The 22,343-nt window shown below is 68.5% G+C and carries 18 protein-coding genes and 1 pseudogene; 6 read left to right on the top strand and 13 right to left on the bottom strand.

The genetic code is table 11. The features are described 5' to 3' along the window. Nucleotides 1-140: 140 nt before the first annotated feature. From ACZ54P_RS40205 to ACZ54P_RS40195, 3 genes are all read right to left on the bottom strand, one after another. Nucleotides 141-449: an STAS domain-containing protein gene (locus ACZ54P_RS40205; RefSeq protein WP_465466871.1), complete on the bottom strand. Its 309-nt coding sequence runs from the start codon at nucleotides 447-449 to the stop codon at nucleotides 141-143. 120 nt (nucleotides 450-569) lie between these two features. Continuing rightward, nucleotides 570-2,078, bottom strand: coding sequence for a CYTH and CHAD domain-containing protein (locus ACZ54P_RS40200; RefSeq protein ID WP_465466870.1), 1,509 nt, complete (start codon nucleotides 2,076-2,078; stop codon nucleotides 570-572). Nucleotides 2,079-2,148: 70 nt separating this feature from the next. After that, nucleotides 2,149-3,162: a helix-turn-helix domain-containing protein gene (locus tag ACZ54P_RS40195; RefSeq protein WP_465466869.1), complete on the bottom strand. Its 1,014-nt coding sequence runs from the start codon at nucleotides 3,160-3,162 to the stop codon at nucleotides 2,149-2,151. 496 nt (nucleotides 3,163-3,658) lie between these two features. Between ACZ54P_RS40195 and ACZ54P_RS40190 the strand changes: the two genes are divergently transcribed. Then, nucleotides 3,659-4,735, top strand: coding sequence for an erythromycin esterase family protein (locus ACZ54P_RS40190; protein WP_465466868.1), 1,077 nt, complete (start codon nucleotides 3,659-3,661; stop codon nucleotides 4,733-4,735). 175 nt (nucleotides 4,736-4,910) lie between these two features. Here the strand turns inward: ACZ54P_RS40190 and ACZ54P_RS40185 are convergent, their stop codons facing one another. Together ACZ54P_RS40185 and ACZ54P_RS40180 are read right to left on the bottom strand one after the other, a co-directional pair. Continuing rightward, nucleotides 4,911-7,877 carry an AfsR/SARP family transcriptional regulator gene (locus tag ACZ54P_RS40185; RefSeq protein WP_465466867.1) on the bottom strand — a complete coding sequence of 989 codons (2,967 nt, stop codon included), beginning with the start codon at nucleotides 7,875-7,877 and terminating at the stop codon, nucleotides 4,911-4,913. A gap of 85 nt (nucleotides 7,878-7,962) precedes the next feature. Further along, complete coding sequence (locus ACZ54P_RS40180) at nucleotides 7,963-8,673, bottom strand: DJ-1/PfpI family protein (RefSeq protein WP_465466866.1); 711 nt, start codon at nucleotides 8,671-8,673, stop codon at nucleotides 7,963-7,965. 98 nt (nucleotides 8,674-8,771) lie between these two features. Here ACZ54P_RS40180 and ACZ54P_RS40175 point away from each other — a divergent pair, with 98 nt between their 5' ends. Continuing rightward, nucleotides 8,772-9,749: a GlxA family transcriptional regulator gene (locus ACZ54P_RS40175; protein WP_465466865.1), complete on the top strand. Its 978-nt coding sequence runs from the start codon at nucleotides 8,772-8,774 to the stop codon at nucleotides 9,747-9,749. A 43-nt stretch (nucleotides 9,750-9,792) separates the two neighbouring features. Then, complete coding sequence (locus ACZ54P_RS40170; protein WP_465466864.1) at nucleotides 9,793-11,202, top strand: YibE/F family protein; 1,410 nt, start codon at nucleotides 9,793-9,795, stop codon at nucleotides 11,200-11,202. A gap of 60 nt (nucleotides 11,203-11,262) precedes the next feature. Here the strand turns inward: ACZ54P_RS40170 and ACZ54P_RS40165 are convergent, their stop codons facing one another. Both ACZ54P_RS40165 and ACZ54P_RS40160 read right to left on the bottom strand, forming a co-directional pair. Next, nucleotides 11,263-11,919: a hypothetical protein gene (locus tag ACZ54P_RS40165; RefSeq protein ID WP_465466874.1), complete on the bottom strand. Its 657-nt coding sequence runs from the start codon at nucleotides 11,917-11,919 to the stop codon at nucleotides 11,263-11,265. A 5-nt stretch (nucleotides 11,920-11,924) separates the two neighbouring features. After that, nucleotides 11,925-12,533, bottom strand: coding sequence for an MBL fold metallo-hydrolase (locus ACZ54P_RS40160; RefSeq protein WP_465466863.1), 609 nt, complete (start codon nucleotides 12,531-12,533; stop codon nucleotides 11,925-11,927). Between the two features lie 157 nt (nucleotides 12,534-12,690). On the opposite strand from ACZ54P_RS40160, the gene ACZ54P_RS40155 reads away from it, so the two are divergent. The 3 genes and pseudogenes from ACZ54P_RS40155 to ACZ54P_RS40145 form a co-directional block, all read left to right on the top strand. Next, nucleotides 12,691-13,548, top strand: a complete 858-nt coding sequence (locus tag ACZ54P_RS40155) for a peptidylprolyl isomerase (protein ID WP_465466862.1) — start codon at nucleotides 12,691-12,693, stop codon at nucleotides 13,546-13,548. Nucleotide 13,549: 1 nt separating this feature from the next. Next, the gene (locus tag ACZ54P_RS40150) at nucleotides 13,550-13,813 is read left to right on the top strand and encodes an aminotransferase class IV (RefSeq protein ID WP_465466861.1); all 264 of its coding nucleotides are present in this window, start codon (nucleotides 13,550-13,552) and stop codon (nucleotides 13,811-13,813) included. Between the two features lie 15 nt (nucleotides 13,814-13,828). Next, nucleotides 13,829-14,335, top strand: a pseudogene (locus ACZ54P_RS40145) (aminotransferase class IV); the annotation flags it as partial. A 500-nt stretch (nucleotides 14,336-14,835) separates the two neighbouring features. Here ACZ54P_RS40145 and ACZ54P_RS40140 read toward each other — a convergent pair. From ACZ54P_RS40140 to yajC, 6 genes are all read right to left on the bottom strand, one after another. Continuing rightward, nucleotides 14,836-15,615, bottom strand: coding sequence for an enoyl-CoA hydratase/isomerase family protein (locus ACZ54P_RS40140; RefSeq protein WP_465466860.1), 780 nt, complete (start codon nucleotides 15,613-15,615; stop codon nucleotides 14,836-14,838). 31 nt (nucleotides 15,616-15,646) lie between these two features. After that, nucleotides 15,647-17,953: a RelA/SpoT family protein gene (locus tag ACZ54P_RS40135; RefSeq protein WP_465466873.1), complete on the bottom strand. Its 2,307-nt coding sequence runs from the start codon at nucleotides 17,951-17,953 to the stop codon at nucleotides 15,647-15,649. 102 nt (nucleotides 17,954-18,055) lie between these two features. After that, nucleotides 18,056-18,574, bottom strand: a complete 519-nt coding sequence (locus tag ACZ54P_RS40130; RefSeq protein WP_465466859.1) for an adenine phosphoribosyltransferase — start codon at nucleotides 18,572-18,574, stop codon at nucleotides 18,056-18,058. Nucleotides 18,575-18,683: 109 nt separating this feature from the next. Next, the gene (secF, locus tag ACZ54P_RS40125; protein ID WP_465466872.1) at nucleotides 18,684-19,826 is read right to left on the bottom strand and encodes a protein translocase subunit SecF; all 1,143 of its coding nucleotides are present in this window, start codon (nucleotides 19,824-19,826) and stop codon (nucleotides 18,684-18,686) included. A gap of 56 nt (nucleotides 19,827-19,882) precedes the next feature. Next, nucleotides 19,883-21,589, bottom strand: a complete 1,707-nt coding sequence (gene secD, locus ACZ54P_RS40120) for a protein translocase subunit SecD (protein ID WP_465466858.1) — start codon at nucleotides 21,587-21,589, stop codon at nucleotides 19,883-19,885. Nucleotides 21,590-21,821: 232 nt separating this feature from the next. After that, nucleotides 21,822-22,229 carry a preprotein translocase subunit YajC gene (gene yajC / locus ACZ54P_RS40115; protein ID WP_465466857.1) on the bottom strand — a complete coding sequence of 136 codons (408 nt, stop codon included), beginning with the start codon at nucleotides 22,227-22,229 and terminating at the stop codon, nucleotides 21,822-21,824. Nucleotides 22,230-22,343: the final 114 nt, after the last annotated feature.

Genomic DNA, 22,343 nt, shown 5'->3' with positions numbered 1-22,343 from the left:
CAGTCGGCCACCGCACACCCCACGAAACCCGAACCAGCTACAGTCACCAACAAGCCGCGTGAAAACCCCGTGTCCGCCATCCGGGGGCAACTCCAGTTCTAACCGTCATTACCACTCACGAGGGGTTGACCCAGCAGGCCTCAAACCTGCACGTCTTCGACGTCTCGGTGGACGTCGAGGTCGGCGCCGACCCCGCTGATGTCCAGGATGCGCGACACCAGCGTGGTCTTCACGATCACCGAAAACCGGGGCGACGCGGCATTGGCCTCTTCGAGGGCGTGCAACCCGGCGCAGCTGAGGAAACCGACGCCGGACAGGTCGAGGATCACCCGCGTCGCCGTGCCGCACGCACCGCTGAGTTCGGTGCGGAACCGGCCGACCGTGGCCGCGTCGATCTCCCCCACCGCGGTGAGGACGAGGACGCCGTCCGGCCGGCGGCTACTGGTCACGGCCAAGGGAGGCGGGTCGCCGGGAACACGCTTGCCAGGCAACATTGGGGGCGCCTCTCTCCAGACCACCAAGTGCCATCGACGGTACTCGGCGGCGGCGCGAGGTCAACCCGGGCTAGCTCATTTGAGCCATTTCGGGCGAGAGCCTTTACGTACCTCTTGCCATTGTGCGACGAAACGCCGGTGTGCGGCGTCGGCCGTGGCCAGCGAACGGCCATGCAGCAACCCGTACGTGAAAGCGTTCTCACTTTCGGCGTAGGCGCGGAGTCCGAGCAGCCGCAGGACGTCTCGCGTGACCACCACGTCATGGTGCGTACCCAGCGTGCTTTGCACCGCCTTGACGTTCTCCCGCCATTCTCGAAGTTTCCCGCCGCTCACCGGCCGCACCGTGTCCGCGGCGTACCGGGCACGCTTGGCCTTCTTGCGCACCTCGTGTAACGCGGTGTCCTTCTCCGCACCGGGCGCCAGGTCGGCGGCCGCCGCGACGGCCTCGCGCAGCTTCCGGTCCGCGCGCGCCACCGCCTTACGGAGTTCTTTCCTGCCGTCCTTGATCTTCCGGGGTTTCGCGGCGAGTTTCTCCAGTGCTCGCAACAGATCCAGGTACCGCTTGCTGTCGAGCGCCCGAATGGCCCGCGCCCGCGCCTCCTGTGCCTCGCGCCCGAAGTGCCGCGTCATCAGCTGCTCGACGTTGCCGAGGACCAGTTCCGGCGGGAGCGCCTTGACCTCGTCGTGCAGACGTTCGGCCATCACCTCGTTGTCCCGCGCCGGCCCGAGCTCTCCACCCAGCCAGCGGAGTTCGGCGGCGAGCCCGTTCGCGACGTCGGCGTCGAGGGAACGCCGGAACGTCCGCAGCGCGCTTCGCAGCCGCCTGCTCGCGACCCGCATCTGGTGCACCGCGTCCTCGACGTCCCGGCGTACCCCGATGTCGTTGCGACGCAACGCGTCCAGTTGTTCGGAGAAGTAGTCCGCCAGCACCGAACCCGACGCTCCCCCCGACGACGGGACGAGCTCGTCGGTCAGTCGCCGGAGCTTCGACGGCCACCTCGACCGCTCCGCACCCGCCTTCACCACAGCCCTATCCAGGCTGTCGAGTATCGCGGGGTCGGCGCCGGGCGAAAGCTCGATCTCGATCTCCCGCCAGCGGTCGAGGTGCGCCTTCTCGCCACCGGCCTCGCCGGTGACGACGTCGTCGGTCAGTGTCGCGAGCTCACGACCGTCCGCGTCGAGCAAGGCGTACGACGTGCGCTCGGTGCGCAGATGCGCGGCTTGGACGAGTTTGGCGCCGAGGGTGTGCCCGCGGACCAGTTTCGCCAGCGCGCCGGGCACCTTGTCCGGCTTGCCCGACAGCGGGACACGCAGTTCCTCGCGCCTGTCCTCGCTGACCGGGAGCTTGAGGTGCCAGCCTTCGTCGCTTCCGCCCAGCCGGCGACGCAGCGTGATGCCCGCCTGCGCGAGCCGGAAGTCGCCGGTGTCGAAGTACGTGGCGTCGAGGACGTCGACCCTCGGTTCGGCCTGGTTCGTGACGGGACCGGCCGGGACCAGGGACGGGATGGGCCGATCGGCCGCCAGGTCGTACTTTCGCTCGATCTCCGCCTCGGCGACCGGAGCACCACCTTGAGTCTTCGCCACCACGAACTCCTTCTCCTCGGCTACCTCGAAGGATTACCCCCGGAAGAGGTGCCGGGAAACCCCGATCTGCTCATTCCTCCATCCGGTCGTACCGGTCCGCCCACTCGGCGAGCATTTGACGCGACTTCTCCTCGGTCAGGCTATCGCTTTCCAGCCGCGCAACAAGAGAATAGTACGCTTCGACCGCCACCCGGTCGTCGATGAACACTCCGGCCGCATAGGAATCCGTGTACACCACCGCGGGATGCTCGGTGAATTCCATGATGGCGAACGAATTCTCGATTGTTCTGCTCACTTCGTTCGTTTCGGGCACGACGCGGATGGAACAATAAGGCAGATTCGCCGACAAGACGAGGTGCAGCAGTTGCTCGTGCATGATCCGCGGGCCGCCGATGACCGAGCGCAGCGCGCGCTCGTGGACATAGAACCGGCACCGCGGCGGGCGATCCCGCTGAAGCAGCTTCTGCCGGTCCATCCGGGCGTTCACGATCTGGTCCAGTTGCGCCTGGCCGCGGTTGCCGATCAACTCGTAGGTGGTGCGGGCGTACGGTTCGGTCTGCAGCATCCCGGGCAGCGTCAGTGACTCGTAGCGCACGATGGTGTGCGCGAGATTTTCTTGGATCATCAGGGATTTCACCGGATCGACGAGCTCGTCGAAGTACGGCCGCACCCAGTAGAGGTCGTTGCCCGGCTGCGTGAGTTCCAGCAGCAGCTCGCGTTCGGGTTCCGCCTCGCCGCAGGTCGCGAGATACAGCGCCGCGTCGACCACGGACAGCTCCCGCAGCCCTTGCTCCCACCTCGTGACCTTGCTTTGCAACCAGCCGTTACGGCGGCTGACGTCGGCTCCGCTGAAGTGCCTGCGCTGCCGGAACGCCTTCATGCGGTGGCCCAGTTCCCGGGTCCGCGCCGTCGAATCCTTCTCAACCATGCGGGCCAAAGTAGAGCCGAACTCCGGCCGCGCAGTGACTGCCACGCGGTAATTCACCTCAACTGCTGATAACTTGCGCTCGCGCATTCCTGCGAAGCGCCGCTTCGCGAGCGAAGCGCCTTCGCGTGCGAAGGGTTTTTTAAGTTTATAGCGCACGAAAGGAATGGGGGCGAGTCGCGGGAATGGGGAATTGTTGCGAAGGCGGGACTGACGGTTGCGCCTACCGGTCACCCGCAGCCTCAAGTCGGAAGTTCGCGAGGGCACCCTTCCCTACCCTGAGGGTCAGGGTCCCGGCGAAGCCGAGAGAGTGCGATTCCGGGCGCCGACAGGGCTCTCTCCGCGCCTGGCCAGCGCGAGGGTGCCGGTTCAGCGGATGTTGGGCTCGACGATGGAGGAGCGGGGGGCGTTCAGTGTCCCGATCCTCCGTTGATCAACCTCAGGGTCGGCCACGCTCCGGCCGATTCCGGGCGGGATCGCCCGCTCTTGACTGTCCATAACGGACACTCCCGTGACCGCGGTGCCCGTTTTAGGTGATTCGCGCGATTTCCGAAGCGAAGGAGCCCGCTCCCCCCATTCGAAACTTTACGTCCCGCGAACCCCGGAATTTTGCGGAAAAGTCTCAACCGAGGAATCAACGATACGCTTGAACCTCATGAGTCAAGACATCCGAAACTTCGTGACCCCCTCATGCGACCTGCTCGGCCTGGGCGAGCCGACGCACGCGATCCCGGTCTTCGCGGAGGTCCGCAACGACCTGTTCGCCCAGCTCGTCGACCGGGGTTTCCGCTCCATCGCCCTCGAAACCGACCGCGTGGCCGCGCTCATCGCGAACGACTTCGTCCAAGACGGCGCGGGGAACCTCGACCTCGCGATGAGCGAAGGCTTCAGCCATGACTTCGGCGCCCTGGAAGCGAACCGGCGGCTGATCGCTTGGCTGCGCGAGTACAACGAGAACCGGCCGCCCGAGGAACGCCTGTCGTTCCACGGTTTCGACACGCAGACGGAGACCTTCTCCGCCCCCAGCCCGCGGCGCTACCTCGAATACGCCGCCGGCTACCTGGGCTCGGCCCAGGACATCGCGAGTGTGGCGGGTGACGACGAACGCTGGAGCCGTACGGAAGCGGTGATGGATCCGGCCGAGTCACCGGGTGCGACGGCGGAGGCCTACCGGCTGCGCGCGATCGCGTCGGATCTGCTGGCCGCACTGCGCGCCCGTGAGCCGGACGCCGCATGGTCCCGCGCCGAACTCCACCTCATGGCGGGCATCGATCTGCTGCGCTATCACCGGCAATGCGCCGAACCCCTCGATCAGGGCGAGCGATATCAGCGCCTGTCCACCGTCAGGGACGCGATCATGGCCCGGAACCTGCTGGAGATCCGCGCCGCCGAGGCCGGTCGTGGCGCGACGCTGGTGTTCGCGCACAACCTCCACCTCCGGCGCACCGGGACGGAGGCCGCCGGCGGGCTGGTTTCGCCGCTGCTCGGGGATCGGTACACCTTCGTCGCGAGCAGCCTCGGCCGGAGCGCGGCCATGGGGCTTCAAGCTCCCGAGGCCGACACTTACGAAGGGTTCCTGCAGAAGCACATCACCACCGGCTGGGGGTTGCTCCCGGCCGCCGAGGTCCCGCCCGCTCGCGTCCGGACCGACCCCACGCCGCAGCAGGGCTACTTCCCGCTCGACCAGGTACTGCTCGACGACGCGGACGTGATCCTGCACGTAGACGGCTAGGCGTCGAACCGAGTGACGCCTTCTGCCCTCGGAAGGCGTCACCCGGCCACGAGCACGCGCCGTCACCCCCAGTCCCGCGAATCCGGGACGGCGCGAAGTCCGCTCACCCGGGCTCGAGTCAACACATCGGCGCCATAACTTCGCCAAACGCGACGGGCGGTGACCCCCTGACGGGCTAGCCGGGCATCGCTCCGAAGCGGATCTTCGTCAAGGCTTCACGAGCCCGTTCCCGCTGCCGCCCGTCCCGGTCGACGGCGGAAAGATCCCGGAGCGCGCGTAGTTCCCACACCGGGAATCCCAGTTGCCGGAACAACCCGGCCGCCGTGCGGAGCCCTTCGGCGGCTTCGGTCGCGACACCTTCGTCCGCCCGCAGACGGCCGAGGCTGAGCAAGGCGTATCCGCCGCCCCGGCGGTCACCGAGCGCGCGGAACGTGTGCATCGCGAGGCCCAGATGCTCCTCCGCCCGGTCCGCTTCCCCGGCCAGACGCAGGGATTCCCCGAAACTCCGATGCGTGTAGGCGGCCGCGTGCCGGTGGCCGACGTGTTCGAAAAGCTCCAGCGATCGAGAGAGACACCGTTCGCTCTCCCCCGCGTTCCCGGCCTTCGCGTGGAGATCGCCGAGACTGCGCAGAACGTGCGCCTCCCAATGACGTTCACGCGAGCTCCGGGTGCCGGTCAGCGCACTCGTCAGCAGATCACCGGCTTCGTCGAGGCGACCGTTCCGGCGCAGGACGTCGGCGTAGCGTTTGGCGGACCGGTCGTGCTGCCGCCCGTCCTCGCAATGGAGTGAGAGCAGCAGGCTCGCCTCGAAACACTCCTTCGCCCGCCCGAAGTCACCGAGGTCGTCCCAGACCGAGCCGAACTGCGCCGACGCCATCGCCTGCCCGGCGAGGTCACCGCAGTCCCGGTACAGGTCCAGCGCCTCACGCAACGCGTCGACCGCTGATCGGAGACGGCCGGAGTCCGCGTCGACGTCGGCGAGCGCGACGAGCGCGGCCCCGGTGCCCCGCCGATCCTCCGCGGCCCGGAATCTGGCCTCGGCCAGCGCGAAACACGTCCGCGCCCGTGCCAAGTCACCCGCGTTCGAGTGGGAATGGCCGAGCTTCAGCAGTTTTCCCGCCTCCGCGGGGAGATCGAGGCGTTCGCGCACGATGTCGAACCCGAGCAACGCCAGTGAACCGCCACGCCGGGGGCCGACGAGATCGCTGTGGGCGTCGGCCAGCCGCGCGGTCAGGTCGGTCCAGCCGTGGTCGCTCGCGGTCCGGGCAGCGAGGGCGAGGTTCGCGATTTCCGCGTCGCGCCAGCCGATCGGGTCGGCCGCGACGCGGTCCAACGCCGCAGCGGGCGCGTCCACCCTGCGGACGGATGAGTACTCGGCACCGAGCGCGGAGGCCGCGTGTTCGGCCAAGGCAGCGGTGACCGTCAACGCGCGTTTGAGGGCGTCCGGGTCCGGCGGTTCCCGGAGCGCGAGCCGGGTCAGGCCCGGCAACCGGAACCGGAGGAAGCCCGCCTGATCGGGTACCGCGTGGAGCAGATGATCGTCCACCAGTTCGTCGAGCCGCTCGGCCGCCTCGCGAGGGGAACAGCCCAGCAGGGCGGTCGCGAACCAGTCGGCGATCTCGACGGCACCGGGAAAACCGAGCAACCGCAAGGAATTCCGCTGCCGTGGCGACAGCTCCGCGAGGGCTTCGGTGAGCACCGGACGGACGGCGAGGTCACCGGCCACGAGTTCGTCGAGGCGCAGGCGCTCGTTTTCCAGCCGGGTCGCGAACTCGGTGATACTCAGCCTCGGTCGCTGCAGCAGCTTCATTCCCGCCGCGCGCACCGCCAGCGCGAGCCCGTCGCAGCGGGCGAGCAGCCGTCGGACGGCTTCGGGTTCGGCGGACGGCCGGTCCTCGCCGAGGATCGCGCCGAGCAGCACCCGCGATTCCGCGTAGGACAGTCCACCGACTTCGATCGGCCGGGCGCCGACGAGTCCGGCCAGTCGTCGCCGTGTCGTGACGATCGTGGCGCAGCCGGGACCACTCGGCAGCAACGGCCGGACCTCGGCCTCGGACCGCGCGTTCTCGAGGAGCACCAGCAACCGCCGGTCCGCGGTATGGCTCTGCCACAAGGAGATCAGCCCTGCCCGATCCGGCGGGAGTTCCGTTTCCGCAAGGCCGAGAGCGCGGAGGAGGCCGGCGAGCACGTCGCCGGTTTCGCGCAGGTCGGCGACGAGCTGGCCGTCCGGGAACCGTTTGCGCACCCGCCACGCGGCGTGGACGGCCAACGCGCTCTTCCCCGCTCCCGCCGCGCCGTGCAGCACCACCGGTGCCGGTCCGCGCAGCGCGCGTCCCAGCTCCGCCAGTTCACCCGCCCGGCCGGTGAAATCCGGGGTCGGCGGTGGCAGGCGGCACGGCGGGCCACCTGCCGACCAACCGGTTCCGGCGATCCGACGGTGGACCGCGAGCAGGTCTTCTCCCGGCGAAACTCCGGCGTGCTCCCAGAGCGCGTGACGGCACCGGTCGAGGACGGCGAGCGCCGCGTCCCGGCGACCGAGTCCGTCCAGTGCCCCGGCCAGCCATCCGGCGAGGCGCTCGTCGCCCGGCCGGTCGGCCAGTTCCGGCCCGAGGCGGTCGGCGACCGCTTTGTGGTCACCGGCCGCCAGGTCCAGCTCGACGAGTTTGCCGAGCACCGAGCATCGCCGGTCCTCCAGCCACAGCTTGTGCGCCTCCAGCAGCGGCCCGGCGGGGACGTCGGCGAACGCCCTGCCGCGCCACAATCCCAATGCCCGGTCGAGCAGCGCCCTGCGCTCGTCGCCGGTCGCCGTCGCGGCCGCCGCGGTCAGGCCGGTGAAACCGGCGACGTCCAGCTCCCCTTCCGACACGGTCAGCCGGTAGCCGCCCCGGCCCGACCGCAGCCGCTGCCGGGCGTCGTCCACCGCCAACCCGGGTGACAACGCCTTGCGCAGCTTGGAAACCGCCATCTGCACGACAGCGGCGGCACTCGACGGTGGCCCCTGCGGCCAGAGTTCGTCCACGAGGATGCTCCGGTGGACGAACTCGTTCGGCCTGGCCAAGAGCACGCCGAGCACCAACCGGGGCTGAGCCGCCGACGGCAGCGGGACCGAGGCCCTGAGCGGGCCGAGCACCTTGAACTCCACGAAGCACCTATCACCTGGACGGGTGGGCAGAATCTAACCCGGCACGGTCGCTGATTTACCCCTTCTCACCCGGATGGCCGCCGCCCTACCCTCCGGTGTGGGCGAGCAGCCTGTCCCGCAACGTGGGCTCGTCCGCGAGTGCCTCGTTCAAGGTGTGCTCGAGCAACGGCTTGAGATCCCCGTACGGCCGCTTCGACCAGTCGAGGGCGCCGAGCGGCGGCTCCGGGTCGTACTCGATGACGAACTGGATCGTCCGCGCGATCTCGGCGCCGACGAGCCGCTCGACCAGGTGCAGTGCGAGGTCGATCCCCGCCGACACCCCGGCGGCGGTGATCACGTTCCCGTCCTCGACCCAGCGTTCGGCGACCGGCTCGGCACCGAACGCGCGCAGCAGCTCCCGGAACATCCAGTGCGTCGCGGCCCGGCGGCCCTTCAGCAGACCCGCCTGTCCGAGCAGCAGCGAGCCAGTGCACACCGAGGTCACCAGTTCCGCGTTCGCGGCGGCGTTTCGCACGTAGTCGATCAGCTTCTCGTCGGCGAGTGCCTTCAGTGTCGGCGCGGCGCCGCCGGGCACGAGGAGCGCGTACGGCGACGGGACCTCGTCGTAGGTGTGGGTCGCCACGAGCTTCAGCGGGTTGTCGGTGGTGACCGGCTCCTTCGTCTCGCCGACCACGACCGTCCGGTACTCCTGCGCCGCGCTCGCCATCCCGTCCAGCACGGTCAGCGGCCCGACCATGTCGAGCGGGGTCATCCCCGGGTACACCACGAACGCGATGATCTTCTTGTCCTCTGTCATGGGGCAACGGTGTCGCAGTCGAGGGAACCAGGTGAGCCGGATGTCCGAATTCCTGCGAACTACGTCCTACGGCCAGGTGATACTGCTAGCGTTCGATCATGCCGGGTTCACCCAGACGAGTGTTGATCGTCGGTTTTACCCATGCCGAGCTGCTCGACATCGCCGGTCCGTCGGACGTCCTGGACGCCGCGACGAAACTCGGCGGGCGGCCGGGATACGAGATCATGCTCGCCAGCGTGGACGGCCGCGGCATCCGCTGCGAATCCGGCCTGACCCTGCAGGCACAGCACCGGCTCGACCAGGTGAGCGGCGAACTCGACACGCTGATCGTCGCGGGCGGCACCGGGCACGAGACCGCCGCCGCCGACCCGCGGATCGTCTCCCACATCCGCAGGCTCGCGCAGCACAGCCGTCGCGTCGCCTCGGTGTGCACCGGCGCCACGGTGCTGGCCGCGTGCGGGTTGCTCAACGGGCGCCGCGCCACCACCCATTGGCGGTACGCGAACCGGCTCGCGACGAACTATCCGCAGGTGAACGTGGACCCCGTCCCGTTGTTCGTGCGCGACGGCAACGTCTACACGGCGGCGGGCGTCACCAGCGGGATCGACCTCACCCTCGCGTTCGTCGAGGAGGACCACGGGCCCAGCCTCGCCAGGGAGACCGCCCGCATGCTGGTCACCTACCTGCAGCGGCCGGGCAATCAGGCACAGGTGAGCATGTTCCTGTCCGGCCCGCCGCCGGAGAACCGGCTGGTCCGCGACATCACCGCGTACGTCGCCGAACACCTCGCCGGCGATCTCAGCACCACCGTGCTCGCCGAACGGGCGGGCATCAGCACCCGTCAGCTGACCAGACTGTTCGACGCGCATCTGAATACCACGCCCAGCCGGTACGTCCGGGCGGCGAGGACCGAGAACGCGGCGAGACTGTTGTGCGGCACCGAACTCCCGCTCACGTCGATCGCGAGGCGGTGCGGTTTCGGCTCCACCGAGACGCTTCGCCAGGCCTTCCTCGACCACTTCGACACTCCCCCGTCCGCGTATCGGCGGGTCCATCTGCGACAGGCGTTCGGCTAGGCCCGGCGAGCGACCGTCGATACGGGCTGTGCAGGATGTGCGGGTGAACCGCCGCGACCTCTCCGACGACGACACCGGCCCGATTCGCCGGGTTACGGACACTCCGTCCGGTCGTCCGCCCGGAACGTCCCGTTCGCCGCGCCGGAGCCCACCCGAAGGCGTCCGGCGCCCGCGTCCCCCGGCCGAGCGGCCACGGCAGGGCGAACCGGGCAGACGTCGCGCCGCCGAACCGAAACCCGCGCCGGTCGGTCACGGGCATGCGCACGGCCACGGACCGGCGGCGCCCGCGTCACGCCGGGTCCGGCTGCTGTTGATGTGGCTGCTGATCCCGCTCGCGGTCGCGACCGTCGCCGGGATGGTCCTGCTCTATCCGTGGGGCAAGGATCCGGCGAAAAGCGCCTTCCCACAGGGAACACCGGTGAACGCCACGATCACCGCGACGATCACCGGTCCGTGTCTCGCCGAAGGCCAGGTCCAGGTCGGCGAGCCGTCACCGGACGCGAAACCGTGCCTCACCAGCGAATTGACGATGACCGACGGTCCCGGTGCCGGAAGGTCGCTGAAGCTGACCCTCCCGATCGAGCCGAGTACGCCCCGGTTCACCGCGGGCGACAAGGTGGTGCTGTCCTACAACGGCGGCGACGCCGCGAACCCGGCGTCGTTCCAGATCGTCGACTTCCAGCGCGGCACGCCCTTGCTTTTGCTCGCCGGACTGTTCGCGCTCGCGGTGCTCGTGCTCGGCCGCTGGCAGGGGCTCGCCGCGCTGATCGCGCTGGGACTGAGCTTCCTGGTGCTGGCCCTGTTCGTCCTGCCATCGATCCTCGCCGGGGAAAGCCCGCTGCTGGTGGCGATCGCGGGGGCGGGGGCGATCATGTTCGTCGCGCTGTACCTGACACACGGGTTGTCCGCGAGAACCTCGGTGGCGGTGCTGGGCACCTTGGTGAGCCTGATCCTGATCGGCGTCCTGTCGGCGATCTTCTCCGCCGCGGCGTCGCTGACCGGCCTGGACGACAGCACGTCGCAGCTGATCGGCTCGCTGGGACACGGGATCGACGCGCGTGGCCTGCTGCTGGCAGGGGTCGTGATCGGCGCGCTCGGTGTCCTGGACGACGTCACGGTGACGCAGACGAGCGCGGTCTGGGAATTGCGGCGCGCGAACCCGTCGCTCGGCTGGCGTGAGCTCTACGGTGCGGGCCTGCGGATCGGGCGTGACCACGTCGGTTCGGCGGTCAACACGCTCGTGATGGCGTACGCGGGCGCGGCGTTGCCGGTGCTGCTGTACACGTCGCTTTCGGGCGTGGGACTCGGCTCCATCCTCGGGGCGGAGGAGATCGCGCAGGAGATCGTGCGGACACTGGCCGGGAGCGTCGGCATCGTCGCGGCGGTCCCGGTCACCACTGTGCTGGCCGCGTTGATCGCCTCGCGGGAGTCACAGGAGCTTCAACCCTCGTGAGTGGTAATGACGGTTCTAACCGTCATTACCACTCACGAGACCGGACGATTTCCGCCGCTTTCACTCCAAGGTCGCCACGAACCGGCTGACGGCTTCCATCGTGAACCGCTGGATGTACTTCCCCGCGGGCGCCGCCGAAGCCAGCCGGTAGAGCGGCCGCTCCGCCGCCGCGTCCCCCCGCGCCTCCGACTTCAGCTGTGCCACCAACAGTTCCGAAAACACCAGGCCGTTCGCGTCGGTGTTGTTCAACAGCGCGTTGGCCAGCCTGCGCAGTTGAAAGACGCCGAGTTCCCTGCCGCCCGCACCGGAGTAGACGGCCAAATCGACCTTCGCCACCTTGCGACGTTTGCCGGCGTTGACCAGCAGGCTGACCGTCCGGGTACCGCGTACGTCACTGATCACCAGGTCGATGCGCTCGGCCTCGGTCAACGCGATCCGCCGCAGGCCCCAGGTCCGCACGATGAGCGTGTCACCTTCGAGCCAGACACGGCGGCGCAGGTTGTAGAACATGACGTAGAGCAGCGGCAGCGCGATCACCCCGGCGACGACGAGACCCGCGACCTCACCGCCGATCAACCCGGCGATCCCGCCGAACGCGGCCGCGAAGATCACGACACCGGCGATGCCGGAGCAGCCGCGCCGGCGGCGGAGCTTGGGGTCGTCGTGGAACAGCGGGAGACGCTCGGGCGTCTCCGGTACGCCGGCCTGCTCGGCCATCTCGCTCACGATCCCGCCCCGGCCAGGAACGGGTTGCCCGCACGCTCCTGTCCGATCGTGGTGGCCGGGCCGTGCCCCGGCAGGACGACGGTGTCGTCGGGCAGCGTCATCACCTTGGCACCGAGGGACCGCACGAGTTCGTCGCCGTCGCCGGAGGAGCGTCCGATCGAACCGGCGAAGAGGCTGTCGCCGGTGAGCACGATCCGGCCGCCCTTGGCGGAGGACAGCCCGAAGATCACCGAACCGGCGGTGTGGCCCGGTGTACGGGACACCGTGATCTCCAGTCCAGCCAGCCTGAGCGGGCCCTCGACGAGTGGCACGATCCAGTCCTTCCATTTCCCGGCGTCCGCGGCCAGGAGTGGCCTGTCCGCCTCATGCAGATACAGCGGTATTCCGTGGCGCGCGCCGACCTCGGCCGCCGAAGCGACGTGATCCGGGTGGCCGTGGGTGGCGAGCATCGCGACCGGCGTGAGCCCATGTCCGGACAGCGCGGCCTCAAGAGGTTCGCCGATGTCTTCGCCGGGATCGACGAGGACGCACTCCCCGCCGCCCTCCGGGGCGAGCAGATAGCAGTTGGCTTCGAGGGGGCCGGCCGGGAATCCGACAACCAGCACGAAACGCCTCCTCGAATCTTCCGCCGAACGGGTGACAGGATGGCCCTGATCACGATCAAGTAAGCCTAGCGGCCCCTGTACGGGGGTCTCACAGGCTGTGCCCATAGACTTCCCCCACCTCAGACGTGTGAACATCGAGTGGAAACGGGGAGGGCGGGTGCCGACCAACCAGCAGCGCCGCGAAGCCGCGAAGCGCAAGCTCGAGCGACAGATCGTGCGACGGGCCGAGAAGGCCAAGCGGCGCAAGATCGTCGGCTCGGTGGCGGTCGTCGGCGTCGTCGCGATCGTGGCAGGCGCGGTGTGGTGGATCGTCAGCAGCAACAGTGGTGACGACGCCGCCTCCGACGCCTCCCCGAGCTCGGCTCCTCCGACCCCCGAGGTCACCATCCCCACGGAACGCGCGCCGATGCCCAAGCGGGCGACGCCGCTGGCGAACCCGGTGACGTGTGACTTCAAGGACGACGCCGCCAAGAAGTCGTCGAAGCAGGTGAACAAGCCCGAAGGCAAGGACGTCTCGTCGAACGGCACCGTCAACCTCGTGCTGAAGAGCACCGCGGGCGACATTCCGCTGACGTTGGACCGGGCGCTCGCGCCGTGTGCCGTGCAGAGCTTCATCAGCCTCTCGCAGCAGGGTTACTTCAACGACACCAAGTGCCACCGGCTCGGCACCACCGGTCTGCAGATGCTGCAGTGCGGTGACCCCGAAGCCAGCGGCATGGGCGGTCCGGGCTACACGATGCCGGACGAGGCGTTCCCCGAGATCAAGTACGGCCGCGGCCTCCTCGCGATGGCGAAGACGCAGCAGCCGAACTCCGGTGGCAGCCAGTTCTTCATGGTCTACGGCGAAGCCGAACTGCCCGCGGAGTACTCGGTCTTCGGCAGCATCTCCGACGAGGGCCTGAAGGTGCTCGACAAGGTCGCCAAGGCTGGCGCCAACGTCCAGGCCGGCAACGGCGACGGCACCGGCCCGCCCAACACCGAAGTCAAGTTCACCGGCGTCACGGTCAACGCCTGACGTGAAGCTGGAGCTCAACGGCACGCCCGCCCGGTCGGAAGACCTGGCGGGCGCGTTCGGTTACGGTCATTTCACCGCGATGCAGGTCCGCGACGGCAAGGTCCGCGGCCTGGACGTGCACCTGAACCGGCTCGTGACGAGCACGCGGCGGATGTTCGCCAGCGAACTCGACACCGACACCGTGCGCGGCCATGTCCGGCAGGCCGTCCAGGGTGAAGCCGCGCTGTCCGTGCGGGTGATCATCTTCTCGCGCGCGATGGACTGATCCGATCCCGGCGCGCCCGCCGCGCCGGACGTCCTCGTCCGGACAGCCCCGCCGAAGGAGCACGACCTGAAGCCGTTGCGCCTTCGGTCCGTGCGCTACGAACGGGTACTGCCGGAGGTCAAGCACGTCGGCACGTTCGGCCTCCTCCACCACACGCGCGAGGCGAAAATGGCGGGCTACGACGACGCGTTGTTCGTCGATCACCAGGGCCGGGTCAGCGAGGCGTCGATCTGGAACGTCGGTTTCCTCGACGGCGGCACGGTGGTCTGGCCGCAGGCGCCGGTACTCGACGGCATCACCCAGCAGCTGGTGCGGCGCGGCTTGGCGCGCTCGGGGATCCCGCAGGAGACCCGCGAGATTCGCCCGGCCGACCTGCCGGGGTTCGACGCCACGTTCCTGACCAATTCGGAGTCGGTCGGCTGGCCGGTGGCGTCAGTGGACGACGTCGCGCTGCCGTTCGCACCGGAGACCCGCCGGATCCTGACCGAGGCGTACGAGAGCAATCCCTGGGACGAAATCTGACTCGATCGCCGGTCGTGAAGGCCGGGCTTCAGTGTCCACAAGGGATAGCTGCCGCCGAACGAGTGTCGGACGTTCTCTTGAGGGGCAAGTAAACGGGGCGCGTTCGGGCGGGATTGGGGCCTGGGTGACGTGGCACCGCACTCGCGTGCTCAGAGACGGATCTCGTGTGCCCGGAGCCGGATCTCGTGTGCTTGGAGGCGTAACACCCGAGGGCGGGATTCAGGCACGCGAGTCCCGTCTCTGAGCACGCGAGTCACGCCTTCGCCCTGCCCGCCACCCCCGCGTGTCGTGGTTGTGAATGGGTCTGTTCGCCGATGCCAGGCCGGTCCGTGATGGCCTCCTTCCCTACTCTCACGGTAGGGAAGGAGGCCATCACGGACTTCACGCAAACAAGACCGCAGGCCACGAGTAGGTACCCGAGAAAGGGTTCGGGTCAGAACCCGAATCGCCACTCACGACCCGCTACCCCGTTCACCCGCCGTATCACGACATCGGTGACGTCAGCGGTAGGTGAACTCCGGCGGCCGTCGCGCGAGGAACGCGGCCACGCCCTCGGCGTAGTCCTCGCCGTGCAAGGCGCCCAGCCGGATCTCGTCCACCTCGGCGTCGGATTCCTCTTGTCCCGCGACGATCTTCTCGATGATCCGGTTCATCCCGCGCACCGACGCCTGCGAACGCGAAGCCAGCGTCTCGACGAATTTCCTCGTCGACGCCGCCAGCTCCTCGGCGGGAAAGACGTCGTTGAGCAGCCCGATCTCCCGAGCCCGCCGCGCGTCGACGAGTTCGCCCGAGAGCAGGAAGTACTTCGCGTTCGCCGGGCCGACCAGGGAAACCAGCTGCCGCGTCGAGTCGAAGTGGTAGACGATGCCGAGTTTCGACGGCGTGATGCCGAACCGTGAACCCTCGGCGGCGAAGCGGAAGTCGCACGCGACCGAGAGCTGGCAGCCACCGCCGATGCAGTTCCCCTGGATCATCGCCACGGTCGGCTTTCGCGACGCCGTCAACGCCGCCACGGCCCCGTCGACGGCCTTGTCGTAGGTCTCGGCCGCGTCGGCGGTGGACCGCAGGTCCCGGAACTCGCTGATGTCGGCGCCCGCCGAGAAATGCGCGCCCGCTCCGGTCAGCACGAGCACCTTGATCCCCGGGTCCGCCTCCACCCGCGCCACCACGTCCGGGATGGCCGACCACATCCCGTAGGTGATCGCGTTCATCTTCTCCGGCCTGGTGAACGCCAGCCGCGCGACCTCGCCGTCGCGAGTGAACTCGAACCCGTCAGTCATGTCCTGAACCCTAACCGGGGCCCACCCGTGGTCACGAAGCCGAAGTGACCCGATACACGTCGTAAACGCCCTCGACGCCTCGGACCACCTTGAGCACGTGACCGAGGTGCTTCGGGTCGCCCATCTCGAAGGAGAACCGGCTGACCGCGACCCGGTCACGCGAGGTCGTCACCGACGCGGACAGGATGTTGACCTTCTCGTCCGCGAGGACCTTGGTGACGTCCGAAAGCAGGCGGTGCCTGTCCAGCGCCTCGACCTGGATCGCGACGAGGAACACCGACGAGGCCGACGGCGCCCACTCGACCTCGACCAGCCGCTCGGGTTGCGCTGTCAGGTCGTCGGCGTTGGTGCAGTCGGTCCGGTGCACGCTGACGCCGCCGCCGCGGGTGACGAAACCGAGGATCTCGTCGCCGGGCACCGGCGTGCAGCAGCGGGCGAGCTTGGCCCAGACGTCGCTGGCACCCTTCACCACGACGCCGACGTCGTTCGAGCCGCGGCGGCGGGTGACCGTGGAGGGGGTCGCGCGCTCGGCGAGCTCCTCCTCCGCCTCGTCGACCCCGCCGATGAGGGCGACCAGCCGCTGCACCACGTGCTTCGCGCTGGTGTGGCCCTCGCCGACGGCCGCGTACAGCGAGCTGATGTCGGGATGCCGCAGTTCGGTGGCGACCGCGCCCATCGAATCGGCGGAGACCAGCCGCTGGATCGGGAGACCGACCTTGCGGACCTCCTTGGTGATGGCCTCCTTGCCGCCTTCGATCGCCTCGTCGCGGCGTTCCTTGGCGAACCACTGGCGGATCTTCGCGCGTGCCTTGGGCGAACCGGCGAACTGCAGCCAGTCGCGGCTCGGGCCCGCCGTCTCGGCCTTCGAGGTGAAGATCTCGATGACCTCGCCGTTTTCCAGCTTGCGCTCGAGTGCGACGAGCCTGCCGTTGACACGGGCGCCGATGCAGCGGTGCCCGACCTCCGTGTGCACGGCGTAGGCGAAGTCGACCGGGGTCGATTCGACCGGCAGCGTGATCACGTCACCCTTGGGCGTGAACACGAAGATCTCGCGTGAGGCGAGTTCGTAGCGCAGCGATTCGAGGAAGTCACCGGGGTCCGCGGCTTCCCGCTGCCAGTCGAGGAGCTGGCGCATCCACGCCATCTCGTCGACGTCCACGGCGTTCCCGTTGTGGGTGCCCTTGGTCTCCTTGTACCGCCAGTGCGCGGCGATGCCGTACTCGGCGGTGCGGTGCATCTCGTAGGTGCGGATCTGCACTTCCAGCGGCTTGCCGTCCGGCCCGATCACCGTGGTGTGCAACGACTGGTACACGCCGAACCGCGGCTGCGCGATGTAGTCCTTGAACCGGCCCGGGACCGGCTGCCACAGCGCGTGGACGACACCCATCGCGGCGTAGCAGTCGCGGACGTCCTCGACCAGGATCCGCACGCCAACCAGGTCGTGGATGTCGTCGAGGTCGCGCCCGCGGACGATCATCTTCTGGTGGATCGAGTAATAGTGCTTCGGCCGTCCCTCGACCTTCGCGGTGATCCGCGAGCCCTCCAGGTTGCTGGTCAGCTCGGTGATCACCGACCGCAGGTACGTGTCGCGCGAAGGCGCCCGATCGGCGACCAGCCGGACGATCTCGTCGTACTTCTTCGGCTGCAGGATGGCGAAGGCCAGGTCCTCCAGCTCCCATTTGACCGTCGCCATGCCGAGCCGGTGCGCCAGCGGGGCGAGGACTTCCAGGGTCTCGCGCGCCTTGCGGGCCTGCTTCTCCGGCGGCAGGAAGCGCATCGTGCGCATGTTGTGCAGCCGGTCGGACAGCTTGATGACCAGCACGCGCGGGTCACGCGCCATCGCGATGACCATCTTGCGGATGGTCTCGGCCTCGGCCGCCGTACCGAGCTTGACCTTGTCCAGCTTGGTGACGCCGTCGACCAGCTCGCCGACTTTCTCGCCGAAATCGGCCTTCAGGCTCTCCAGCGAGTAACCGGTGTCCTCGACGGTGTCGTGCAGCAGTGCCGCGACCAGCGTCGTGGTGTCCATGCCGAGTTCGGCGAGAATCGTCGCGACCGCGAGCGGATGCGTGATGTACGGGTCGCCGGACTTCCGCCGCTGATCGCGGTGAAGCTCCTCGGCGACGTCGTAAGCGCGCTGCAGCAGGGCAAGGTCGGCGTTGGGATGCAACTCGCGGTGGATGACGGCGAGCGGTTCGAGTACCTGCTTGACCGGCGCGGCACGCTGTGCGGTGATCCGGCGGGCGAGGCGGGCACGGACCCGGCGCGTCGCGGAGGGCGTCGGCGCGGCCCCTTGTCGCGACACACCGCTCTGCTCGGTGCCGTCCTTCGAGGACACCGCGGCATCGAGCTCTTGGCTCACCCGCACCTCCTGCGCTTCGTGCGGCCTTCGGATGTCAAGAGTAGCCGCTCCCCCTCGCGGCCCACTTGGTACGCCCGGTCAACACACCCGGAGGGCCTCCACAGGACGCCCTTCAAGCACGGAACGACCACCGAGCCCGGCGAGTTCCATGACCACTGACACGCCGGTGACCTGCGCTTTCACGTCTTCCAGCAATTTACAGGTGGCCGCGACGGTGCCCCCGGTGGCAAGCACGTCGTCGAGTACCGCGACACGCTGGCCAGGCTTGACGATCCCTTCGGGCAACTCGACGGCCGCCGTGCCGTACTCCAGCGCGTAATCGACCCGGCCAGCCACCCGGGGCAGCTTGCCGGGCTTGCGGATCAGCGCCACGCCGAGGCCTCGCGAGTAGCCGACCGCGGCGGCCAGCAGGAAGCCGCGTGCTTCGACGCCCGCCAGCAGGTCGACGTCCGTGCCGACGGTGGCCGCCAGCGCGTCGGTGACGGCCTTGAAGCCGGCGGCGTCGGCGAACAACGGGCTCAGGTCCCGGAACAGCACGCCGGGATCCGGGAAGTCCGGCACGTCGGCGATCAGGTCGAGTGCCTCGTCCAGCTCCATGTACTTCCTTGCTCTCGAACTCGCCTATGTTCGTGACCGGTCGCTATGAAGGGGCCTTTCAGTGCAAAATTTGCACTGAAAGGCCCCTTCATAGCACTTGAAACCGGGTCTACCTCTTGCGCTTCCCGGACGGACGGCCCTTGTGGGCCTTCTGGTTCCGGGCCGGGACGCTCGCCGCGGCGGCGTACGCCTTCTCCTTGCGGAGTTCGGCTTCCAGCGCGTCTTCGTCGGCGGGGTCGAAGTCGTCGTCACGATCGGCGGCCTTGCGGGCCTGGTTCGCGCGCCGCGAAGCGACCCTGTCGGCCTGCTGACGGTACTTCGGGTCGCGCATCTTGAAGTCGACCAGCAGCGGCGTCGCCAGGGCCACCGACGACAGCACACCGACGATGGTTCCGGTGAGCTGCACCAGCGCGAGCTCCTGCAGGGTGCCGGAGCCGAGCAGGAGGTAGCCGATCACCAGCAGGCCGAGGATCGGCAGTGCCGCGATCAAGGACGTGTTGAACGAACGCATCAGCGTCTGGTTCAGCGCCAGGTTCGCCGCCTCGCCGTAGGTCCGGCGGGTCAGTCCGAGCAGGCCGCGCGTGTTCTCGCGGACCTTGTCGAACACGACCACCGTGTCGTACAGCGAGAACCCGAGGATCGTCAGCAGACCGATCACCGTCGCCGGCGTGACCTCGAAGCCGATCAGCGAGTACACACCCGCCGTCACCACGATGTCGTTCAGCAGGGTGACCAGTGCCGCGGCCGCCATCCGGGGATCGAAGTACAAGGCCAGGAACAGCGTGACCGCCAGCAGGAAGACCCCGAGCGCGATCAGCGCCTGCCGGGAGATCTCCCCGCCCCAGGACGCGCTCACGGCGCTGTCACTGATGGCCTGGACGCTCGGCTGCCCGCTGGACCCGATCGGGCCGAGTTCCTGGAACAGCGCCTGCTTCACCTTGGCGACCTCGGCCGAGTCCAAGGTGTCCGAACGGAGCTGGATGGTCGACGAAACCCCGCTGCCGACCTTCTGCGCCTCGTCGGCGGGCTTGCCCAGCGCGGAGGCGAAGACCTCTTTGGCCCGCTCTTCGGTGATCTGCCCGCTCTTGCCGTTGGCGGGCAGCTGGATCTGGGTGCCGCCTTCAAAGTCGATGCCGAAGTTGAAGCCCTTCACCCCCATCGACGCGATGCACACCAGCACCAGCGCGCCGAAGAAGAGGTACCAGCGCTTGCGGACGCCGACGACGTTGAACACGCCGCTGCCCACGTACATCCGGTGGAAGACGCTCTCGCGTTTGTTCTCGGTGGTGTTCTTCTCGTCGACCACGGTCACGCCTCCTTCGCGTTCGGACGGCCGGGGACGGCGCGAGCGGCCTTGCGGTCCGAACCCAGCTGCTGCACGGCGCCGAGGCCGAGGTTCTTGGGGTTGGACAGGAACTTCGACTTCGACCGGGAGACCATCGCGACCAGCGGATGTGTGACGAGGTAGACGACCACGAGGTCGAGGACCGTCGACATGCCGAGAGTGAACGCGAAGCCCTTCACATCACCGACGGCCAGCAGATAGAGGACCGCCGCGGCGAGGAAGCTGACCGCGTCGGCCGCGAGAATCGTGCGCTGGGCACGGGACCAGCCGCGCGGGACCGCGGATCGGAAGGTCCTGCCTTCGCGGATCTCGTCCTTCAATCGTTCGAAGTAGATGACGAACGAGTCCGCGGTGATACCGATCGCGATGATCAGGCCCGCCACGCCCGCGAGGTCGAGGGTGTACCCGATCCACCGCCCCAGCAGCACCAGGACGCCGTACACGATCGCGAACGACAAGCCGAGCGACAGGATCGTCAGCAGGCCGAGCAGCCGGTAATAGAACATGCAGTAGATGAACACGGCCAGCAGGCCGATACCGCCGGCGATGAGGCCCGCCTGCAGCGACGCGAGCCCCAGGGTCGCGGACACCGTCGTCGCGTCCGAAGACTCGAACGACAGCGGCAGCGAACCGTACTTCAGGACATCCGCCAGGTCCTTCGCCTCGGCCTGACTGAACCGGCCGGTGATCTGCGTCTGACCACCGAGGATCGCGGACTGGATGGTCGGCGCGGAAACGACCTGCGTGTCGAGGACGAACGCCGCCTGCTTCTGGGTGTTCTTCGAGGTGAAGTCGCCCCAGATCTGGGAACCCTCGCTCTTGAAGTTCAGGTTGACGACCCACTGGGAGTTCTGGGTGTCGTAGGCCGAGGAGGCGTCGGAGATCTGCGTTCCGGGGAGGAACTCCGGCTCCAGCAGGTACTTCATCGTGTTCTTGTCACCGCAGGCGACCAGCGGCTTGTCGGTGAGGTCGTTACCGACGAGCGGGTCCGCGATCTTGGGGTCACAGTTAAGCGCCGCGAAGGCCTTTTCGGCCGCAGCGGCCTGCTTCGCCTGGTCCGTCGACAGCAGATCGGGGTTCTGCCGGAGCTGCCGGGCCTCCTCGATCTCCCGCTTGGTCTTCTCGTCGGCGTTCTCGTCCGGCTGCTGCCCCGGCGCGCCGGCGGCGCCACCGCCACCGTTGGCCGGGCTGCTCGGCGGAGCGTTCGACGCGGCCGGAGCGCCCGAGGGCGGCGGAGTCGACGAAGGCGCACCCGAGGCGGGCGGGGCCGACGGCTGCGGAACCGGGGTCACCGGCTGCGACGTCACGACCTTCCGGAAGCCCAGCTTCGCGGTCTTGCCAAGGGCCTTGGCCTGGTCGCCCTGCTCGCCGGGGACGGTGATCACGACGTTGCTGCCGTCGAGGACGACCTCGGTGCCGCTGACGCCGATACCGTTGACCCGGCGCTCGATGATCGAGCGGGCCTGTTCGAGGGACTCTCGCGGAGGGTCGCCGCCGTCGGGATTGCGGGCGGTCAGCGTAACCCTCGTGCCGCCTTGCAGATCGATGCCGAGCTTCGGCGTCGGCTTGCCGCTACCGGTGAAGAACACCAGGGCGTACAGCGCCACCAGGATCAGGGCGAAGAAGGCGAGATAGCGTCCCGGGCGGAGATGCCCGGCCGGTGCGGCCACTGTGCTTCGGTCTCCTCGGACGGACTGGGTGTTCCCCAATGGACTTGGCTGTTCACTCACCGGACGGGAGTCCGGTGGTACCGCGAACCTGCCTCGATGACGATGCCCGGTGAACGGGCACGACTATGACGACGGACACGCACGCAGCACCGAGACAGTACTCGGTGCTGCGTGAGCCCGGCGTTGCCCCCGCACCTACGAAAGTCTGGTGTCGGGGATGGCCTTACAGGTGCTACTTCTTGCCGTGCTCCAGCGGAGGAGCGATCTGCGCGCCGGACTTCTCCTCGACGCGCTCGTCGTCCTTCGACTCGACGACCGGGGCCTCGACGACCTCGTCGACGTCCGCGACATCGGTGCTGTCTTCGTCGGTCTCGACGACCGGCTCGACCTTCTCGCGGACGGCCTGGCGCAGCCAGGTGGTCACGACACCGGGGGCGATCTCGAGGTCGATCGTGGTGTCGGCGGAGGCGTCGGCGACAGACGCGTAGAGACCGGAGGTGGTCATCACCCGGTCACCGGGAGCGAGGCTCGAGAGCAGCTCCTGCTGCGCTGCCGCCGCCTTCTTCTGCTTACGGGTGCCCATGACGAGCGGAATCGCCACAACGAGCATCAGGAGCAGCGGCAGCAATAACTGGTTCATGATTCTCCATTTCGAGCGGACGCCGCGCGGTGCGCTGTTTTGTCCGATTTGGCGGGGTGTGCTCTACCCGAGTGTGCCAGGTGCCAGCGGAAACCCCACCACCACCCGTCGCCA

The sequence above is a fragment of the Amycolatopsis sp. NPDC034160 genome (assembly GCF_055575355.1).
Note: the sequence above shows the minus strand (reverse complement) of the source record. Positions and strands in the feature narration are given on the sequence as shown.